Origin of the sequence: Enterococcus sp. AZ062 (genome assembly GCF_051715065.1) — a bacterium.
Lineage (GTDB): Bacteria > Bacillota > Bacilli > Lactobacillales > Enterococcaceae > Enterococcus_B > Enterococcus_B mundtii.
Genome location: NZ_JBIOTB010000001.1, coordinates 2,270,264 through 2,287,629, shown reverse-complemented (window position 1 = coordinate 2,287,629; position 17,366 = coordinate 2,270,264). Strand labels below are relative to the sequence as shown.

At 38.2% G+C, this 17,366-nt stretch carries 16 protein-coding genes; 14 read left to right on the top strand and 2 right to left on the bottom strand.

Going from position 1 to position 17,366, the window contains the following annotated elements; translation table 11 throughout:
• Nucleotides 1–90 precede the first annotated feature (90 nt).
• From trxB to IGJ00_RS10770, 3 genes are all read left to right on the top strand, one after another.
• Nucleotides 91–1,020, top strand: a complete 930-nt coding sequence (gene trxB, locus IGJ00_RS10780; protein ID WP_071866775.1) for a thioredoxin-disulfide reductase — start codon at nt 91–93, stop codon at nt 1,018–1,020.
• 415 nt (nt 1,021–1,435) lie between these two features.
• Nucleotides 1,436–3,163 (top strand): phospho-sugar mutase, encoded by a 1,728-nt coding sequence (locus IGJ00_RS10775; RefSeq protein ID WP_034687360.1) that lies wholly within the window; start codon nt 1,436–1,438, stop codon nt 3,161–3,163.
• A 65-nt stretch (nt 3,164–3,228) separates the two neighbouring features.
• Nucleotides 3,229–3,528 carry an ArsR/SmtB family transcription factor gene (locus tag IGJ00_RS10770; protein WP_065095735.1) on the top strand — a complete coding sequence of 100 codons (300 nt, stop codon included), beginning with the start codon at nt 3,229–3,231 and terminating at the stop codon, nt 3,526–3,528.
• Between the two features lie 83 nt (nt 3,529–3,611).
• Here the strand turns inward: IGJ00_RS10770 and IGJ00_RS10765 are convergent, their stop codons facing one another.
• Nucleotides 3,612–4,469: a pyruvate, water dikinase regulatory protein gene (locus IGJ00_RS10765; protein ID WP_065095734.1), complete on the bottom strand. Its 858-nt coding sequence runs from the start codon at nt 4,467–4,469 to the stop codon at nt 3,612–3,614.
• A gap of 91 nt (nt 4,470–4,560) precedes the next feature.
• On the opposite strand from IGJ00_RS10765, the gene IGJ00_RS10760 reads away from it, so the two are divergent.
• The 9 genes from IGJ00_RS10760 to IGJ00_RS10720 all read left to right on the top strand — a co-directional run bounded on the left by IGJ00_RS10760 (nt 4,561) and on the right by IGJ00_RS10720 (nt 12,963).
• Nucleotides 4,561–4,989 carry a Fur family transcriptional regulator gene (locus IGJ00_RS10760; RefSeq protein WP_010734956.1) on the top strand — a complete coding sequence of 143 codons (429 nt, stop codon included), beginning with the start codon at nt 4,561–4,563 and terminating at the stop codon, nt 4,987–4,989.
• Nucleotides 4,990–5,153: 164 nt separating this feature from the next.
• Complete coding sequence (gene rpsU / locus IGJ00_RS10755; protein WP_002356740.1) at nt 5,154–5,330, top strand: 30S ribosomal protein S21; 177 nt, start codon at nt 5,154–5,156, stop codon at nt 5,328–5,330.
• Nucleotides 5,331–5,356: 26 nt separating this feature from the next.
• On the top strand, nt 5,357–5,803 hold the full coding sequence (locus tag IGJ00_RS10750) for a GatB/YqeY domain-containing protein (RefSeq protein WP_010734957.1): 447 nt from the start codon (nt 5,357–5,359) through the stop codon (nt 5,801–5,803).
• Between the two features lie 407 nt (nt 5,804–6,210).
• Nucleotides 6,211–7,620, top strand: a complete 1,410-nt coding sequence (locus IGJ00_RS10745; RefSeq protein ID WP_438844429.1) for an FAD-dependent oxidoreductase — start codon at nt 6,211–6,213, stop codon at nt 7,618–7,620.
• Between the two features lie 10 nt (nt 7,621–7,630).
• A complete protein-coding gene (locus IGJ00_RS10740; RefSeq protein ID WP_438844428.1) occupies nt 7,631–8,575 on the top strand; it encodes a citrate transporter in 945 nt (314 codons plus the stop codon).
• Nucleotides 8,572–8,898 (top strand): hypothetical protein, encoded by a 327-nt coding sequence (locus IGJ00_RS10735; RefSeq protein ID WP_438844427.1) that lies wholly within the window; start codon nt 8,572–8,574, stop codon nt 8,896–8,898. The genes IGJ00_RS10740 and IGJ00_RS10735 overlap by 4 nt, the downstream gene beginning before the upstream one ends.
• A gap of 22 nt (nt 8,899–8,920) precedes the next feature.
• The gene (locus IGJ00_RS10730) at nt 8,921–11,053 is read left to right on the top strand and encodes a hydantoinase/oxoprolinase family protein (RefSeq protein WP_438844426.1); all 2,133 of its coding nucleotides are present in this window, start codon (nt 8,921–8,923) and stop codon (nt 11,051–11,053) included.
• Between the two features lie 12 nt (nt 11,054–11,065).
• Complete coding sequence (locus IGJ00_RS10725; RefSeq protein ID WP_438844425.1) at nt 11,066–11,689, top strand: hypothetical protein; 624 nt, start codon at nt 11,066–11,068, stop codon at nt 11,687–11,689.
• Between the two features lie 383 nt (nt 11,690–12,072).
• Nucleotides 12,073–12,963, top strand: a complete 891-nt coding sequence (locus tag IGJ00_RS10720) for an ROK family protein (RefSeq protein ID WP_438844424.1) — start codon at nt 12,073–12,075, stop codon at nt 12,961–12,963.
• 42 nt (nt 12,964–13,005) lie between these two features.
• On the opposite strand, the gene IGJ00_RS10715 is transcribed toward IGJ00_RS10720, so the two are convergent.
• The gene (locus IGJ00_RS10715; protein WP_438844423.1) at nt 13,006–13,857 is read right to left on the bottom strand and encodes a MurR/RpiR family transcriptional regulator; all 852 of its coding nucleotides are present in this window, start codon (nt 13,855–13,857) and stop codon (nt 13,006–13,008) included.
• A 312-nt stretch (nt 13,858–14,169) separates the two neighbouring features.
• Between IGJ00_RS10715 and IGJ00_RS10710 the strand changes: the two genes are divergently transcribed.
• Nucleotides 14,170–15,141, top strand: coding sequence for a PhoH family protein (locus tag IGJ00_RS10710; RefSeq protein ID WP_010734958.1), 972 nt, complete (start codon nt 14,170–14,172; stop codon nt 15,139–15,141).
• Between the two features lie 21 nt (nt 15,142–15,162).
• A complete protein-coding gene (locus tag IGJ00_RS10705) occupies nt 15,163–17,352 on the top strand; it encodes an HD family phosphohydrolase (RefSeq protein WP_074799537.1) in 2,190 nt (729 codons plus the stop codon).
• Nucleotides 17,353–17,366 lie beyond the last annotated feature (14 nt).

Below are 17,366 nucleotides of genomic sequence, written 5' to 3'. Positions count from 1 at the left end.
CTATTCGAAACTCGTAGGCAGAACAATAGACTTTTTGTGTGATTGGCTGTAAAGTAGGCTTACTTGATTTTAAAACGGAGGAATCTACATATGTATGATGTAATCGTAATTGGCGCAGGGCCTGCTGGTATGACCGCTGCTCTATATGCTTCAAGATCAAACTTATCAGTAGCGATGATCGAACAAGGGGCACCTGGCGGGCAAATGAACAATACCGCAGAAGTAGAAAATTATCCTGGATTTGATTCGATCATGGGTCCAGACCTTGCGTATAAAATGTATGAAGGTGTTTCACGATTTGGAACTGAAAATGTCTATGGTATCGTCCAAGATATCAAAGATCATGGCAACTATAAAGAAGTCATCTGTGAAGACAAAAGTTACGAAGCGAAAACAGTCATCATTGCAACTGGTTGTATCCATCGTAAACTAGGGGTACCAGGCGAAGAAGAATATGCTGGACGTGGTGTTTCTTACTGCGCGGTTTGTGACGGTGCATTTTTCCGTAACAAACGCTTAGTCGTGATTGGTGGTGGCGATTCTGCGGTAGAAGAAGCTGTGTATTTGACACAATTTGCTTCAGAAGTCGTTATCGTTCATCGTCGTGATGAATTAAGAGCGCAAAAAATCATCCAAGATCGCGCATTTGCGAACGAAAAAATCTCATTTGTTTGGGATACGATCACTGATGAGATCATCGGAAATGATATGGTCGTTACTGGTGTCAAAGGGCACAACGCAAAAACAGGGGAAGCAATCGAATTAGCAGCTGACGGTGTGTTCATCTATGTTGGACTAGATCCGTTGACTGAACCTTTCCGCAAAGCTGGAATCACAAATGATGCTGGCTGGATTCCAACAGATCAAGACATGCGTACGAACATGCCTGGTGTATTTGCCATTGGCGATGTACGAGAAAAAGATCTACGCCAAATCACTACAGCAGTAGGCGATGGCGGGATTGCTGGACAACAAGTATATAAATACTTGGAAGCTTTAGAAGAAACGCCAAAAGCATAATGCTCGTTTATTGATAAAATAAGATCGAAAGCGTCTAGAAAATCAAAATCGATGAGCTAGATGATTAGATATCTTCAATAATTGAATAGACGGTGGAAGTAACTACTATGTACAATGAACCGTACTATCCTAAAATAGTTTCTACTATTTTAGGGATGGTACGGTTTTTTTGTGCTGAACGACTTTTTCACTCAGGTCAGAGGGCTTCTTTCACAGCCTAGATAAACGGTGTTCAAGAAGCTGACCTTCAACATTAAGCTGATAAATCAAAAAATATGAAGAGCTATTTTCTGATTTCTCATCTTACTGCTCAGGTCAGAGCGCTTCTTTCACAACCTTTTCTTATGCTTTGCTATCTAAAAAGAGAATGCTATACTTAGAAAGGAACATATTTTTAGAAAGAGGTGTCAGCTTCATGTCTTGGAAACAAGTTTACGAGCAATGGGCAACTGAAGAATCATTAGAAGAAAATTTAAAAAAACAATTAAAAGAATTAAGTGAAAATCCTGAAAAATTAGAAGATGCGTTCTACGCACCTTTGGAATTTGGTACAGCAGGAATGCGCGGGATCTTAGGGCCTGGAATTAATCGAATGAACATCTATACTGTACGTCAAGCAACAGAAGGGCTTGCACAATTTATGGATGAACAAGGAGCAGAAACAAAAAAACGTGGGGTAGCGATCGCTTATGATTCACGTCATCAATCGCCAGAATTTGCGATGGAAGCGGCAAAAACTTTAGCGCAACATGGTATTCCATCTTTTGTCTTTGAAAGCTTACGACCAACCCCAGAGCTTTCATTTGCGGTTCGTCATCTTAACGCATTCGCTGGGATCATGGTTACAGCTTCTCATAATCCAGCGGCATATAATGGCTATAAAGTCTATGGCGAAGATGGTGGACAAATGCCGCCTGCTGATGCAGACGCATTGACAAAATATGTACGAAACATCAGCAATCCACTAAAAGTAGAAGTTTTAGCAGAAGAACAAGCAAAAAATAGTGATTTGATCACGATCATCGGCGAAGAAATCGACCAAGCGTACTTGGAAGAAATCAAAGCAGTGACGATCAATCATGAATTAGTAGAAACATTAGGGAAAGAATTGAAGCTAGTCTTCACGCCGTTACACGGAACAGGTAAAATGTTAGGTGAGCGTGCGTTGACTCAAGCGGGATTTGAACAATTTGTCTTGGTTCCTGAGCAAGCAGTCGCTGACCCAGACTTCACCACAGTCAAATCACCAAATCCAGAAGAACACTCTGCTTTTGAATACGCAATCCGTTTAGGCGAAAAAGAAGGCGCAGATCTATTGATTGCTACTGATCCAGATGCCGATCGTCTAGGTGCAGCTGTACGCTTGCCAGACGGTTCATACAAAGTATTGACAGGAAATCAAATCGGCGCTTTGCTTGTCCAATATATCCTGGAAGCTCACCAAGAAAAAGGAACACTGCCAGAAAATGCGGCGGTCTTGAAATCAATCGTTTCAAGTGAACTACCGACAGCAATCGCTAGACATTATGGTGTAGAAATGATGAACGTCTTGACTGGCTTCAAATTTATTGCTGAAAAAATCCAACAATTTGAAGAAACAAAGGCGCATACATTCATGTTTGGTTTTGAAGAAAGCTACGGTTATTTAGTCAAACCATTCGTTCGCGATAAAGACGCGATTCAAGCACTATTATTATTAGCAGAAGTTGCTGCATTTTATAAAAAACAAGATAAGACCCTTTATGATGGGTTACAATCGATTTTTGAAACGTATGGCTATTATGCAGAAAAAACAATTTCAGTCACAATGAGTGGTCAAGAAGGTTCAGCGAAAATTGCTGCACTGATGGAGAAATTCAGAAAAGATGCACCAACTGAATTTGCTGGAGAAAAAGTTTTACAAACAGAAGATTTCAAGGCACTAACAAAAACAGATGCCCAAGGAAATGTAGAAAAACTAACGACTCCACCTTCAGATGTATTGAAATATACACTAGAAGAAGACGGTTGGATCGCGATTCGTCCTTCTGGAACGGAACCAAAAATCAAATTTTATATTGGTGTCAAAGGTGATTCAAACGAAGCAGCACAAGAAAAAATTGCTGCACTTGAAGCTAGCATCAAATCAATGACAGAAGAATAAACAGTTGAGACTGACGAAAAAAGTGGTACACTTTAGTAGTCAGTCTTTTTTTGGAGGTGAATCGTTTGTCGGGGAATCAAAACATTAAAGTAGAAAAAGTGAGTCAATTATTCAAGGTATTAAGTGATCCGACACGTTTGAATATTTTACTTTATTTAAAAGATGGTGAAAAAAATGTGACGTCGATCAGTCAATCTGTTCAAATGGAACAATCGGCTGTGTCTCATCAATTACGCTTGTTACGTGAAAACCATGTGGTGAAATCACGACGTGAAGGAAAAACGATCCTTTACAGTTTGGATGACTTTCATGTATTAGATATTTTAGAACAAACGATCAAACATGTAGAGCATCAAAAGAACTAACTAAAGTCATTAAAAAAAGGATTTGAAAGACGCTGATGCGCCGATCAAACCCTTTTTTTATTATTTAGAAAGATAAGAAATTTCTACTTTTCTTCCGAAGTCTCTGTGCCGTAATAGCTATGGTCTTCCAGCTCTAACTCATTCAAGATCAACGAAGCTGTTTCTTCAATGGAAAGAGAAGCAACATTGATGACGACACACCCTAATTTTTCATAAAGTTCATTGGCAAATTCCAATTCTGCACGAATTTTTTCGATATCGGAGTACGCAGTATCTGGATTCAGGCCATATGAACGCATGCGTTCTTTACGAATGTTATTTAAAATATCAGGGTTATTTGTTAATCCAACAATCTTCTTCGGATCGATTTCCCACAACTGTTTAGGGATATGTGCTTGAGGTATCAGTGGGAGATTCGCTACTTTTAAATTTTTATTGGCTAAAAACAAACTTAACGGCGTTTTAGAAGTTCTGGAAACACCAAGTAAGACAACATCGGCTTCCAAAAAACCTCGAGGATCTTTTCCGTCGTCATATTTCACCGCAAACTCCATCGCTTTGATCCGTTTAAAATAATTTTCATTCAATAAGTGAAGTGCCCCTGGTTGACGTGTCGGTTTGATACCAGTCAAGCGCTCGATTTCTGCGATTGGCGGGGTCAATACATCAAAGCTGTATAATTTGTTTTTTTGACAAAAGTCATTTGTTAAATCCACCAATTCTTGGTTGATCAATGTATGGAGAACTAATGCTTGTTCTGACAATGCATCATTTAGAGCACGTTGCAACGTCTCTGGATCAGTCACAAATGTTCGTCGAAATAAACTAAATTCGATGGATGGATATTGCGCCATTGTGGCTTGAGCTAATTTTGTTGCTGTTTCACCTGCAGAGTCGGAAATGACAAAAAAGGTGACGACTTCATTTGATTCGGCAGTCATAAATAAAAAACCTCGCTTGCTTTTTTTTTAGGTTTATTATACCATACTCGAGTGTACATACTTCGTAATCATTTTGATTTGGGGGATAATGATGAATAAACAAACATTGATTGAACAATCTTTAGAAACATTGAAAAATAACGGGTTCAAATACACGAAAAAGCGAGAAGCATTACTCGCATATTTAATCAAACGAAATCGTTACGTCTCTGCAAAAGAAGTCTTTGACTATATGAGTCAGGAATTTAAAGGAGTCAGCTATGATACGATCTATCGTAATTTACATGACTTTTCAGAGTTAGATCTTTTGGAAGAAACGGATCTAAATGGAGAAATGAAATTCCGTTTTCATTGTTGTCAAGGCGAGATTGGGCATCATCACCACTTCATATGTACCGTTTGTGGGACGACAAAAGAAATCCATATGTGCCCAATGAATTATTTTGAAGAACAACTCAGTGGGTGTACCATTGAAGGGCATCGCTTTGAGATATTTGGACGCTGTGAGAGCTGTCAATAATAATTTTCAATAAAATAACAGGTGATTATTTAAAAAAATCATAAGATTCTCTTGACGGTCAAAACTGCTTTAGCTATAATGTTTATAGAACAGTCTTGTTTCTTGAGATTAACATTTCAATAACAATTACGGTTACTTTTTAAGCTCGGAGGGAGGGAATTAATATGTCAAAAACAGTCGTTCGCAAAAACGAATCACTTGACGATGCTCTTCGTCGCTTCAAACGTTCCGTGTCAAAAGCGGGTACTTTACAAGAATCTCGTAAACGTGAATTCTACGAAAAACCAAGTGTAAAGCGTAAGAAAAAATCTGAAGCAGCTAGAAAACGCAAAAAATTCTAGTTCTTTGATGAATTGGAGTTGGTAGTGTGTCACTACTAAGTAGATTGAACGATGACATGAAGACAGCGATGAAAGCTAAAGATAAAGAATCTTTACAGGTGATTCGTATGATCAAGTCATCTATACAAAACGAGCAAATTAAAGAAGGTCACGACTTGACAGAAGAAGAAGAACTAACAGTGTTGTCTCGCGAAATGAAACAACGCCGTGATTCTTTGCATGAATTCGAGGAAGCTGGACGTGACGATTTAGCTGAAAAAGTGAAAAGTGAAATTGTGATAGTCGAAAAGTATATGCCAGAGCAACTTTCTGAAGAAGAAATTCGACAACTTGTTCAAGATGCGATCACGCAAACAGGTGCTTCATCTGCAAAAGAATTTGGTAAAGTCATGGGAGTCATCATGCCTAAAGTCAAAGGAAAAGCTGATGGAAATCAAGTAAATGCTATCGTAAAAGAACTATTGCAGTCTTAATCTTAGCAAACGAAACTACGGACGCGAAAGTGTCCGTAGTTTTTTTGTGTTTATCCAAAAGCTTTATAAAATCGTCTCAATTTTTTAGCAACCAAAGACGAAACAATACAGCAAGTAAACATACATTACTGAATAAAATTAGTTTAGTTAAGTATCTTAGCGGTTTTCTATTATATTGACTTTTTATGAAAATGAGGTAGAAAACCATTTTTATAACTATTATTAATTGCTGATTTTATTCATTCGATTAAGAGACATAAAATACTAATTTAAAAGAGTTATTATCAGATAATCCCAATAATATATTACACATTCACCTGAGTGAAAAAAAATTCCATAAGTATTGACAGTTTTTGGAAATGGTGTATTATTATTTTTGTAAGCGCAAACAGAAAGGGGTTGTTTTTTTGGATTCATCTAGTTTAAAAGAAAATTATGATGTAGTTGTAGTTGGTGGAGGCATGTCTGGAGCATTTGCAGCAATTGCTGCTGCCAGAAATGGTGCAAAAACTTTGATCATTGATCAAAACGGTTATTTTGGCGGAACGTTAACAGCCAACGGTGTTGGGCCCATGATGACTTATTTTGCCGGTGATAAGCAAGTAATTTTAGGATTAGGACAAGAAATGGTTGAACGGTTAGTAGAGAGAGGTTATTCTCCAGGACACGTTCTAGATTCAACGAATTATATCTCTTATGTAACGCCATTCTCAGCAGAAGGATTGAAAATCATTTTAGATGAGATGGTCAGCGAGTCAGGTGCCTCTATTTTATTCCATACTTATTTGATTGGCTTGGAGAAAGAAGCTGGCGAGATCAAAAATGTCACTGTTGTCAATAAAGATGGCATCAGCAAAATCTCAAGTAAAGTATTCATTGATGCAACAGGTGATGGAGATTTAGCGGTAATGTCTGAGGTGCCATTCCAATTAGGACGAGAAACGGATAATGCCATGCAACCGATGACAATGAATCTAAAAGTGTACGGCGTTGACACACAAAAACTCCGTGCTGCAGTGTTAGATGATCCAGAAAAATTTCCGCGATTAAATAGAGACTTAAACGTCATGAAAAATACCGAGATTTTATCTTTTGTTGGTTTTGATGCTGAATTTAAACAAGCGAAGGAAGAAGGTAGGATCAATATTCCAAGGGAAGATATCCTCTTCTTTGAAACAAATGTACCAGGAGAATTCATTATGAATACTTCACGAATCATTAATGAGAGTGGGGTATCTGCTGAAGGTCTGACCAAGGCGGAAATGATCGGCCGTAAGCAATGTGAAGAACTATATCATTTTTTAGTAGAGTCAGTACCAGGTTTTGAAAATGCTAAAATTGCGTACAGCGGACCAAGTGTTGGTGTACGAGGAACAAGACAGATTAAAGGAAAATATACTTTAACAAATCAAGATGTATTAGAGAATAAACCTTTTGCATCAACAATCGCCCATTCTGGTTATCCAATCGATATCCACAACCCAAAAGGTGAAGGAACTGTTTCCGTACATGCTAATCAAACAGAAGAAGTTGCTCATGAGAAATTCGATAAGTCGGTGTTTGATAGTTATTATCGCATTCCTTATGAAATCATGATCACGAATGAGATCAATAATTTAATCGTCACTGGAAGGTGTGTATCTGCTTCCTTTGAAGCCCAAGCAGCAATACGGACAACACCGACGATGACTGCCTTAGGACAAGCTGCCGGAACAGCAGCTTATATAGCAGCAAAAGAAGAACAAACAGTTGGAGAAATCAACATTAAAGAATTACAAAATAAACTGATCGAGCAAAAAAGCTTCATCGAAATTTAGGAGGAAAACAATGGCAACAGTACAATTAGTAGGGATACTTTTAGTATTCTTCGTTTTAGTTGGGTTGATGATGACGAGAAAGGTACCAACTATTCTGGCATTACCAATCATGGCAATTGCAATCTCTTTGATTGCAGGAATTACTATCATCTCCAAAGATCCTGAACAATTCACAATTGTTAAAGATGTTTTGGAAGCCGGTTCTATGCGGATGTCTACCGCAATTTCAGGATTGATTTTTGGATCGCTATTCGGAAAAGTGCTATCTAAAGTTGGTGTTACTGAAACGATCATTAAAAAAGCAGCAGAGATGGCTGGAGATAAGGCGTTACCGATTGCGTTATCCTTTCTAGCAGTTTGTTCCATCATTTTTGCGGCAAGTAATGGGCTAGGCATGGTGATTTTAGTTGGGACGATTATTGTACCGATCATGATCTCGGCTGGTCTGTCACCAATGGTTAGTGGGATCATTTTACTTTTAGCAAATGGTATTGGTGTAACGTTCTCTGTTTCAACGCTAGCTGTCTATATTGATGTACTAGGTTTGAAATTAAGTGAAGTTACTTCTTATTCATGGATGGTTGGTCTACCGTTGATCATTATTGCTGTGATCATGGTCGTTTATTATGTTCAATTCAGTGGGAAACGCCGTAAAGCATGGGCGATGCCTGTTAAGCAAGGTAAGAATGGTCAGATTCGTAGCATTGCTTTGATTTCACCAATCATCCCTGTTGTGTTAGTTTTTGCTTTCCAAGTTCCATTAGTTGCAGCGATTATTGTAGGGATTATCGCAACCTTGATTTTGAGTACACCTAAAAATCCAATTCATGTAGTGAGTAGCGCATTTGTTGAAGGAATCCAAGAAGTAGCAGGAGCTGCAGGTTTGATGATCGGTATTGGCATGTTGCTGAATGCTGTGATGTCTTCTGAATACAACCAGCGATCTCTATCATGATCCCTAAAAATCAATTGATGTTTATTTTGATTTTTGGACTTCTTTCACCATTAGCAATTTATCGTGGTCCACTAAATGTTTGGGGGTTAGGAAGTGGGATCATTTCACTGCTAGTTGCTGGGGGTATGAATCCGATTGCTGCGATGGTCGCATTGCGTTTGGACAGTAATGTACAATCTGTTTGTGATCCAACAAATTCACACAATGTCTGGGTTTCAGATTTCATTAAAACAGATGTCAATGAAGTAATGAAGAAAACAATTGGCTGGGTAGCAATTTCAACTTTCGTTGGTTTAGTTGTCGCCTCGTTCTTCCTATATTAATTAAAGATTGAAGGTAGAGAAAATGGGGAAAAAAGTAAGAATCGGAATTGATGTAGGTGGCACTTTTACGGATGCAGTAGCAATCGATAATGAGACATATGAAGTGATTGCAAAATTAAAAATCCCAACTACCCATGAAGAAGGGGTAGCCAGAGGGATCGTAAAAATAATCCAAAAACTTTTGGCTGAAAATAATATCGCACCAGAAGATGTCATTTTTATTGCCCACGGTACGACTCAAGCAACGAATGCGTTGCTTGAGGGGGATGTAGCAAAAGTTGGGATCGTAGGTATGGGTACCGGTATGGATGCACGTACTGCGAGAAAAGAGACTGCCATCGAACATATTGAATTAGCTCCAAACAAGTATTTGCATTCTGAACATGTCTTTGTTGATTCCTCTAAATTAACCGAGCAAGAGATTGAAAAGAATATCGACGAGTTGGTCAGTAAAGATTGCCAAGTCATCGTAGCTAGTGAAGCCTACTCTGTGGATGATCCTGAGAATGAAATGCGTGTGATCCAAAAAGCTCAAGAAGAAAAATTGTATGCTACGGGTGGACATGAGATTTCTCAGCTCTATGGACTGAAAATGCGTACAAGAACTGCAGTAGTAAATGCTTCATTAATCCCAAAAATGATGCAAACAGCTAACATGACTGAATCTGCAGTATTAGATACTAAAATCCAATCTGGGTTAATGATCATGCGTTGCGATGGTGGTGTAATGAGTATCAATGAAGTCCGGCAACGTCCGATTTTAACGATGCTATCAGGATTAGCCGCTGGAGTTGCGGGTGCTTTGATGTATGAAAAAGTTAGTGATGGGATCTTTTTTGAAGTTGGAGGAACGAGTGTCGATATCTCTGTCATAAAAAATGGGAAAGTAATGATCAAATATGCCCATGTTGGAGGACATAAAACATACCTTCGCTCATTAGATGTTCGTACTTTGGGAGTTGCTGGGGGAAGCATGATCCGTGTGAAAGACAAAAAAATCGTTGATGTAGGTCCACGGAGTGCCCATATTGCTGGGTTAGAGTATGAATGCTTTACTGACGTGGGAAATTTAGCTGATCCGTCGATCGAATTTGTTTCTCCAAGAGAAGGAGATCCGAATGAATACGTAGTTGTTCAAGGTACAGGAACAAATACTTATTCTTATACTTTAGCTGGAGCAGCCAATTTGCTAGGTTATGTACCGGAAGATGATTACGCGCAAGGAAATGCGGAAGCAAATAAAAAAGCTTGGGATGCGTTAGGCTTGTATTTAGGAACCTCTGCTGAAGAAGCTGCCAAAGTAGTGATGAAGCTAGCGATGGAAAAATTAGAACCAGTTATCGATGATCTGATCGATGAATACGAAATGGATCGTAACTTTATCACACTCGTTGGCGGTGGTGGATCAGGTGCAATCGTGGTACCTGCCTTAGCGGAACATTTTGACTATAAGTGGAAGTTAGCAAAAAATGCGCCTTATATTTCAACGATTGGTGTAGCATTAGCCATGGTTCGCGAACAAATCGAACGTTCCATCACAAATCCTAGTGAAAATGATATTAAAAAGATTCGTGCGGAAGTGATTGAAAAAATCGTTCAATCTGGTGCTAATGAAGAAACTGTTGAAGTAAATATTGAAATTGATACACAACGTAATATCGTTCGTGCGGTAGCGACTGGCGCTACAGAACTACGCCAAAAGAGCTTAGGAGCGTCAGATGTCACTGAAGACCAGTTAAAAACAATTACTTCTGAAGCGTTAGGACTAGACACAAATAGTATCATGCTTACTGCACAAGTTGGACGCTGGAACTTACTGGATGCAACAGTCATTAAAAAGAAATTCTTTTTCAAGAGTAAACGTACAAATGTATGTGTCGTTGATCGTGAAGGTGTTGTGCGTTTCAAGCATAGCAATGCGCATTATTTCAAATTTTCTAAGAACCAATCGAATGAAGAATTTCTTTCGTTTATTGATGAACATACGATTTATTCGGATGCTAATGCAACCATTCCTAAGGTCTTCTTGTTCTTTAGAGAAAAAATGTTAGACTTGACTGGTATGCAAACTCTAGAACAATTAACGTCGATCATGGATGTTGAGACAGAGAATTTAGATAAAAAAGAAGAAATCATTGCAGTAGCTTATAAATAAGAAGGAGTAACAATGGATTATTTTACAGACGAATTTTTAGCGTATTTGGAATTAAAACAAGATATGTTTTTTCATAAGATACCGGTAATAGATATCTTGAGCTACCTTGAAAAGTCTTTGGCTATCGGTAAAGATTTTGCTTTAAAAATAAAATCGAAAGATATTTTTGACTTATATTCAGAAAATAATATCAAGATTATAGAAGAAAAACATGATGGAGTTTTTTATAAAGTACAAATGCGCGCTCAGTTCGAATCAGATCGGAAGGGGAATCATCTGGTTTATTTATATGAAAAATCAATTGCTCAGTTAGCAGAAGTAAACAAATTGAGCCTGAAAGAGATGAAACAGATTATTTTGACACATGAGTACTTTCATTATTTAGAAGAAAAAGGAAGTAACCATATCTATGATCAATTTCCACCGATCGAAAGTGCAAGAATCTTTGGCTACTCTCGAAAAGCTCATATTCGCAGGACAAGCGAAATCGCAGCGAATTCGTTTGTAAAAAATTTGTTGGAACTAAAATATTTACCCAGTTACTATGATTATCAGTATTTGTTACGAACAAATCGCTTATCTATAACAGATATTGAAGTAGAGTACGATCAATTTAACAAATTGAAAAGAACGTAGGCGAACAGTCGGTGTGAAAGAAACATTCTGCACTGAGAGGATTGGCCGTTAGTGAGTAACTCCGAGAAATAGGAGATAAAATCCAAAAATTTGCCGCTTATTCAGTGGGTACAGGACAGCTCATGACGTCTTTCCTATCCTGTGTTGTGGTCAGATGTTACTTTAGCACACCGACTCTTTGGTTTTTAGATGAGAGTGAGCATTAGCCCTCTCGTACCACCTTAAACCGAATAAACGGCGAGAACAGAAGTAACCTCTTCTAAAAATAAGGCACCACCCACAAAAATTTGAAGAACAATTTTCGTGGGTGGTGCCTTATTTCTAGAGGTTAAAAACTTCTGTCTCGACCTCATAGTCCTACATGTTTTTGAAAGGAGGATCAAATGTCTAGTAAAAGATACGGCAGCATTGAAGCTGGTGGCACGAAGTTTGTGTGTGCAATTGGTAATGAGCAGTTTGAGATTCTTGAAACAAGTATTTTTCCAACTGAAGATCCGGATAAAACAATGGAACAGGTCAAAGACTTCTTTAGTCGATATCATGTCGATGCATTGGGGATAGGAACGTTTGGTCCAATAGATATTGATGAAAATTCTTCGACTTATGGAGAAATTTTAGCATCTCCAAAAAAGGCGTGGCGCGGTTTTAATTTTATTCAGGCAGTAGAAAAATGGTTTTCAAATCCAATATTTTTAACAACAGATGTAAATTCGAGTGCTTACGGAGAATACGCTGTTGGGCATGCTAAATCCGCTAGTTCTTGTGTCTATGTCACAGTTGGAACAGGCATTGGAGCAGGAGTCATCCAGAATGATCATTTTATTGGAGGCACTACACATCTAGAAATCGGACATGGATTTGTTAACCGGCACAAGAACGACTTTGATTTTTCTGGCGTTTGTCCTTATCATGGCAGTGATTGTTTTGAAGGCGTAGCTGCGGGCCCCAGCATTGAAAAACGAACAGGAATAAAAGGAGAAAAGGTTTCAGAAAATGATGATATATGGACGATTGAAGCTTATTATCTAGCACAACTGGCATATAATTTACGAGTGAATTTTGCCCCAGAGAAAATTATTTTTGGTGGGGGCGTAATCACTGAACGATTGATAGAAAAAGTTCGTGAACAATTTGAAATGATCAATGCAAGTTATGTAGCAGTTCCTGATTTGATTGACTTTATTGTTGTTTCTATATTTCAAGATAATACGAGTGCGACGATTGGAAATTTTGCATTGGCGCATAAGCTATTACAGGAAGTAGCAAAAAAATAAAAAAATACTCAATCAACTTTTTCAGGTTGATTGAGTATTTTTTTACCATTCATAAATAGCTGAATCTGCTGATTCGTACGAGTTGATGATTGTGTCGCTACTTAACTTACGTTGGCGTAACCCGCGATTGTCTCGTAAAATCGTTGCAAAGATAATATCAAAAACGAGAGAAGTCATGATAGAATTTGTCATGACTAATGAATTGTTTGCGGACATATGATCTGGGATGATGAATTTAATATCGATCATATCGCTGACTTTTGGATTATCATTACTGGAAATCAAGATAGTCTTTACGTCTTTTCGTTTGATTTTCGTCAAGAAGGGGATGATGTCTTTAGTGATGACCGATGGAACAACAGCAATCAAAACGGAATCACTGCTCATATTTTCGATAGCTAATTGCGTTTCTAGGTTTTCTTTTAGGGTAGTGACTTCCATGCCTAATTGTCGTAACTTGAAGGCAAATTCCTTGCTGACAAAAGAAGTATTGTAGATAGATAAGATAAATACTTTACGATTGAGTGTAATCATCGAAGCGGCATCTTCGATATCTTTTGTATCCAACATCGCGCATGTATTCGTTAACATCTTTTGGTAATCAAGGGTTACGTACTTAATTAAGTTTGATTCATCGAAGGATTTTTCTTGGTCCTCTAATTGGTTCATACTTTGGGCCAATGCAATTTTAAACTTATTAAAACCTTTAAAGCCAATTTTTTTACTAAAACGGTTGATACTCGCTTCTGAAGTATTCGTTTTTTTGGCTAGATTTGTGATAGTATTTGAAATAACATATTCAGGATTTTCAATTACAAACTTGCTGATGTCGTGTTCACTAGAAGTAAAACTTGATTCTAATGATTTTATTTTTAATAATACAGCTGATTTCATGTCATCTCCTCGTTTCCTTCTCTATTATATCAATAAATCAATGTACTGAGTAGTTAGTTCGCTCAAGTTTTTTTAAAAATAGACTGATAGAATGGTGAATAAAAGCAAATAAGATATTGGAAAGAAAACAAGATGTGTTGTAAGACACATCTATAAAATGATCGTTCATAAAAAAACAAGAGGATTTAAGTTTTTATCTGAATTCCAGAAGAAAACTTTTTTCTCAAGTCGTCTCATTTTATTCGCTATATAGTTTTTCATGATTATGGTAGAATAGGTAAGAACGATTTGAAATAAAGGAGATGTCTATTTTTGACAGAAGCGTCTAGTTCTTTGGATATTAGATTAACAGCAACTGATGATATCAGTATGCTTTTAGGGTCACATGATAAACATATCAAACTGATCGAAGAAACAACTGAAACAACGATCCACACAAGAGGTGAAGTGATCCAGATCATCGGGGAAGAAACCGATATTTCTTTGGCTGCTTCCGTGATCCGAACGTTACAAGAATTGATCAAACGAGGGATCCATATCAGTATGCCTGATGTGGTCACTGCCTTGAAAATGGCTCAAAAAGGGACATTGGACTATTTTGTTGAGATGTATGAACAAGAGATCGTCAAAGATCGCAATGGCAAACCGATCCGTGTCAAAAATAGCGGACAAAAAAAATACGTCGATTCTGTCGCCAAACATGATGTGGTCTTTGGTGTAGGACCAGCTGGTACTGGGAAAACATTTTTGGCTGTCGTATTAGCGATTGCTGCCTTAAAAAAAGGTGAAGTCCAAAAAATCATCTTGACTCGCCCAGCCGTCGAAGCAGGTGAAAATCTTGGATTCTTACCTGGAGATCTGAAGGAAAAAGTCGATCCATATTTACGGCCAGTTTATGATGCTCTGTATCAAATTTTTGGGTTAGATCATACCAATCGTTTGATGGAGCGAGGGATCATCGAGATTGCACCACTTGCCTATATGCGGGGTAGAACGTTAGATGATGCCTTTGTGATTTTGGATGAGGCGCAGAATACCACAGTTGCCCAAATGAAAATGTTTTTGACTCGGCTTGGCTATCAGTCAAAAATGATCGTCAATGGGGACACGAGCCAAATCGATTTGCCAAAAGGCACGATGAGTGGATTGATCCATGCAGAACGAACACTGAAACAAATCAAAAAAATCGATTTTGTGAATTTTGAAGCGAGTGATGTTGTTCGTCACCCTGTCGTGGCAGAAATCATCAAAGCTTATGAAAAAGCGGATCTTCATCAAGAATAGCTTTTTTAGGAGGATTACCACATGTTGAACAAAATATTGCAGCAGCTTCAAGCGAAATTAGGGAAAGCTGCAGCACCTTTTCTCTTATTGCTTTTCTTTCTTTTAATGTGTGGGATCACGTTTAGCAGCGTGAAGCAAAAGCCCAATGATTTTAGAGAGGGACAAGTAGCGGAAGAAAGTATCCGTGCCAATAAAACGATTGAGAACACGGAAGAAACCGAACAAAAAAGGAAATTAGCAGCTGAAGCTGTAACACCTGAGTACACCTACCAAAGTGACCTAGCTTCGGAACAAGATCGTCGGATCAATCAACTGTTTGTTTTGATCAGTCGTGCGAATGACACGATCGACAAACAATATGAAGAAAAAGTCAGTAAGGCAAAAGAAGATGAAAATGTACCAAAGCCAACAGTAGAAGAACGGATAGCTGCATTGAAACGAATATTCGAAAGTTCAAATGCGGATGATGTCGCGTTCTACCAAAAATTACCAAATAGTTTTTACTCAACGATCATGAATATGTCAGAAAGTGAAATTACGACGGTTCGTGATGAAAGCTTGAAATTGATTGATGAACAAATGAGTAAGCAAGTTCGAGAAAGTGATTTAGATAATTTTAAACAAGAAGCAAATGATAAGATCCAGTATTTGAATGTTTCGGCAGAACAACAAGAAATGATCCGCTATTTAGTCGATCAGGGCATTGTTGTGAATGATGTGTTAAATGAGAAACGAACAGAAGAATTGAAGCAAGAGGCACGTGACTCCATCCAACCCGTCATGATTTTCCAAGGGGAGATTATTGTTCGTGAAGGAAATCAAATCGATGCAGCGGCTATGAAAAAATTAGAATTGTTAGGTTTGACGAGTCAATCTACTTCGATTTTTCCTCTGGTAGCAATGATTTTAGCGGTGTTGTTACAAATTGGTGTGTTGTTCTACAATTCACTACAGTATAAAGATCTTTTCAAACGAACAGAGTATATACTTTTCTACGTAACAGCAATGTCCATCAGTATTTTATTGATGAAATTTTTCCAAGTCTTTCAAACAGAACAAGCGACTTACATTCCGTTACTTTACCCAGCAGCGTTTGTACCGCTAGTCTTGAACTTTTTCGTGAATCGAAGAGCGGGTATCATGGCTGCGTTGTTCCAAGCAGTTTCAGCGCTATTCATTTTTTACAATTCGATTGGTACGAATTTTTTGACTGTGATTTTGGTCTCGTACCTATTTGCCGGCTTTTTAGCAGCAATTTTAAAACGACAACGTATTTCAGAACAATGGTTTCCAGCAATCATGTGGGTCGTTGTCTTTCCATTATTGATGGATGTCGTTTTAGTGGTTTATCAAGGCATGAGCTTTAGTGATGGCACCACTTGGTTGACACTTGTATGTGGCTTCATGGGCGCATTTCTGTCGTATTTACTGACGATTGGTCTGCACCCTTATATTGAGCTATTAGTGAATGATGACAGTGTGATCGTTCTAAATGAATTGAGTAATCCAAACCATCCATTATTGAAGCAATTGCTAGAAGAAGCACCGGGAACGTATCATCATAGTATGATGGTTGCGAATCTGAGTGCGAATGCAGTTGCTGAGATCGGTGGACGTTCGTTGTTGACACGTGTGGCTTGTTATTACCATGACATCGGCAAAATCAAACATGCCAGCTTTTTCGTGGAGAACTTACCTTCTGGTGCGGAAAATCCCCATAACTTTTTACTTCCTGAAGATAGTAAACAAATTATTTTTGGGCATGTGACTGACGGTGCGAAGATTTTAGAAGAGTACGATATGCCAAAAATGGTAATCGATATTTGTAAGCAACATCATGGGACGACTTTGATGCGTTATTTCTATATCAAAGCAAAAGAACGTAATCCAGAAGTAACAGAAGAACAATTCCGTTACCCTGGCCCTAGACCGCAAACACGGGAAGCTGGGATCGTCAATATTGCGGATAGTTGCGAAGCCGCTGTGCGAGCGATGGATCATCCAACCAGTGAAAAAATCGAAGCTTTTGTGCATAATTTGATTGAAGAACGGATTTCTGATGGTCAGCTTGATGATAGTGGATTGACACTCAAAGAAATCCGCAAAGTTGAAAAATCTCTTGTTAGTGGATTGAGCAGTACCTTCCACTCTAGGATCAAATACCCTAAGATGAAGTCTGAAGCAGAAAAAATGAAACAAGAAAAAGAATAGCAAGAAGGAAGCGA

What these genes read in the sequence shown, in the direction of transcription:
- IGJ00_RS10725 (WP_438844425.1), top strand. Translation starts at nt 11,066, where the DNA reads ATGGATTATTTTACAGACGAATTTTTAGCGTATTTGGAATTAAAACAA.
- IGJ00_RS10765 (WP_065095734.1), bottom strand. Translation starts at nt 4,469, where the DNA reads ATGACTGCCGAATCAAATGAAGTCGTCACCTTTTTTGTCATTTCCGAC.
- IGJ00_RS10735 (WP_438844427.1), top strand. Translation starts at nt 8,572, where the DNA reads ATGATCCCTAAAAATCAATTGATGTTTATTTTGATTTTTGGACTTCTT.
- IGJ00_RS10740 (WP_438844428.1), top strand. Translation starts at nt 7,631, where the DNA reads ATGGCAACAGTACAATTAGTAGGGATACTTTTAGTATTCTTCGTTTTA.
- IGJ00_RS10720 (WP_438844424.1), top strand. Translation starts at nt 12,073, where the DNA reads ATGTCTAGTAAAAGATACGGCAGCATTGAAGCTGGTGGCACGAAGTTT.
- IGJ00_RS10715 (WP_438844423.1), bottom strand. Translation starts at nt 13,857, where the DNA reads ATGAAATCAGCTGTATTATTAAAAATAAAATCATTAGAATCAAGTTTT.
- trxB (WP_071866775.1), top strand. Translation starts at nt 91, where the DNA reads ATGTATGATGTAATCGTAATTGGCGCAGGGCCTGCTGGTATGACCGCT.
- rpsU (WP_002356740.1), top strand. Translation starts at nt 5,154, where the DNA reads ATGTCAAAAACAGTCGTTCGCAAAAACGAATCACTTGACGATGCTCTT.
- IGJ00_RS10705 (WP_074799537.1), top strand. Translation starts at nt 15,163, where the DNA reads ATGTTGAACAAAATATTGCAGCAGCTTCAAGCGAAATTAGGGAAAGCT.
- IGJ00_RS10775 (WP_034687360.1), top strand. Translation starts at nt 1,436, where the DNA reads ATGTCTTGGAAACAAGTTTACGAGCAATGGGCAACTGAAGAATCATTA.
- IGJ00_RS10760 (WP_010734956.1), top strand. Translation starts at nt 4,561, where the DNA reads ATGAATAAACAAACATTGATTGAACAATCTTTAGAAACATTGAAAAAT.
- IGJ00_RS10730 (WP_438844426.1), top strand. Translation starts at nt 8,921, where the DNA reads ATGGGGAAAAAAGTAAGAATCGGAATTGATGTAGGTGGCACTTTTACG.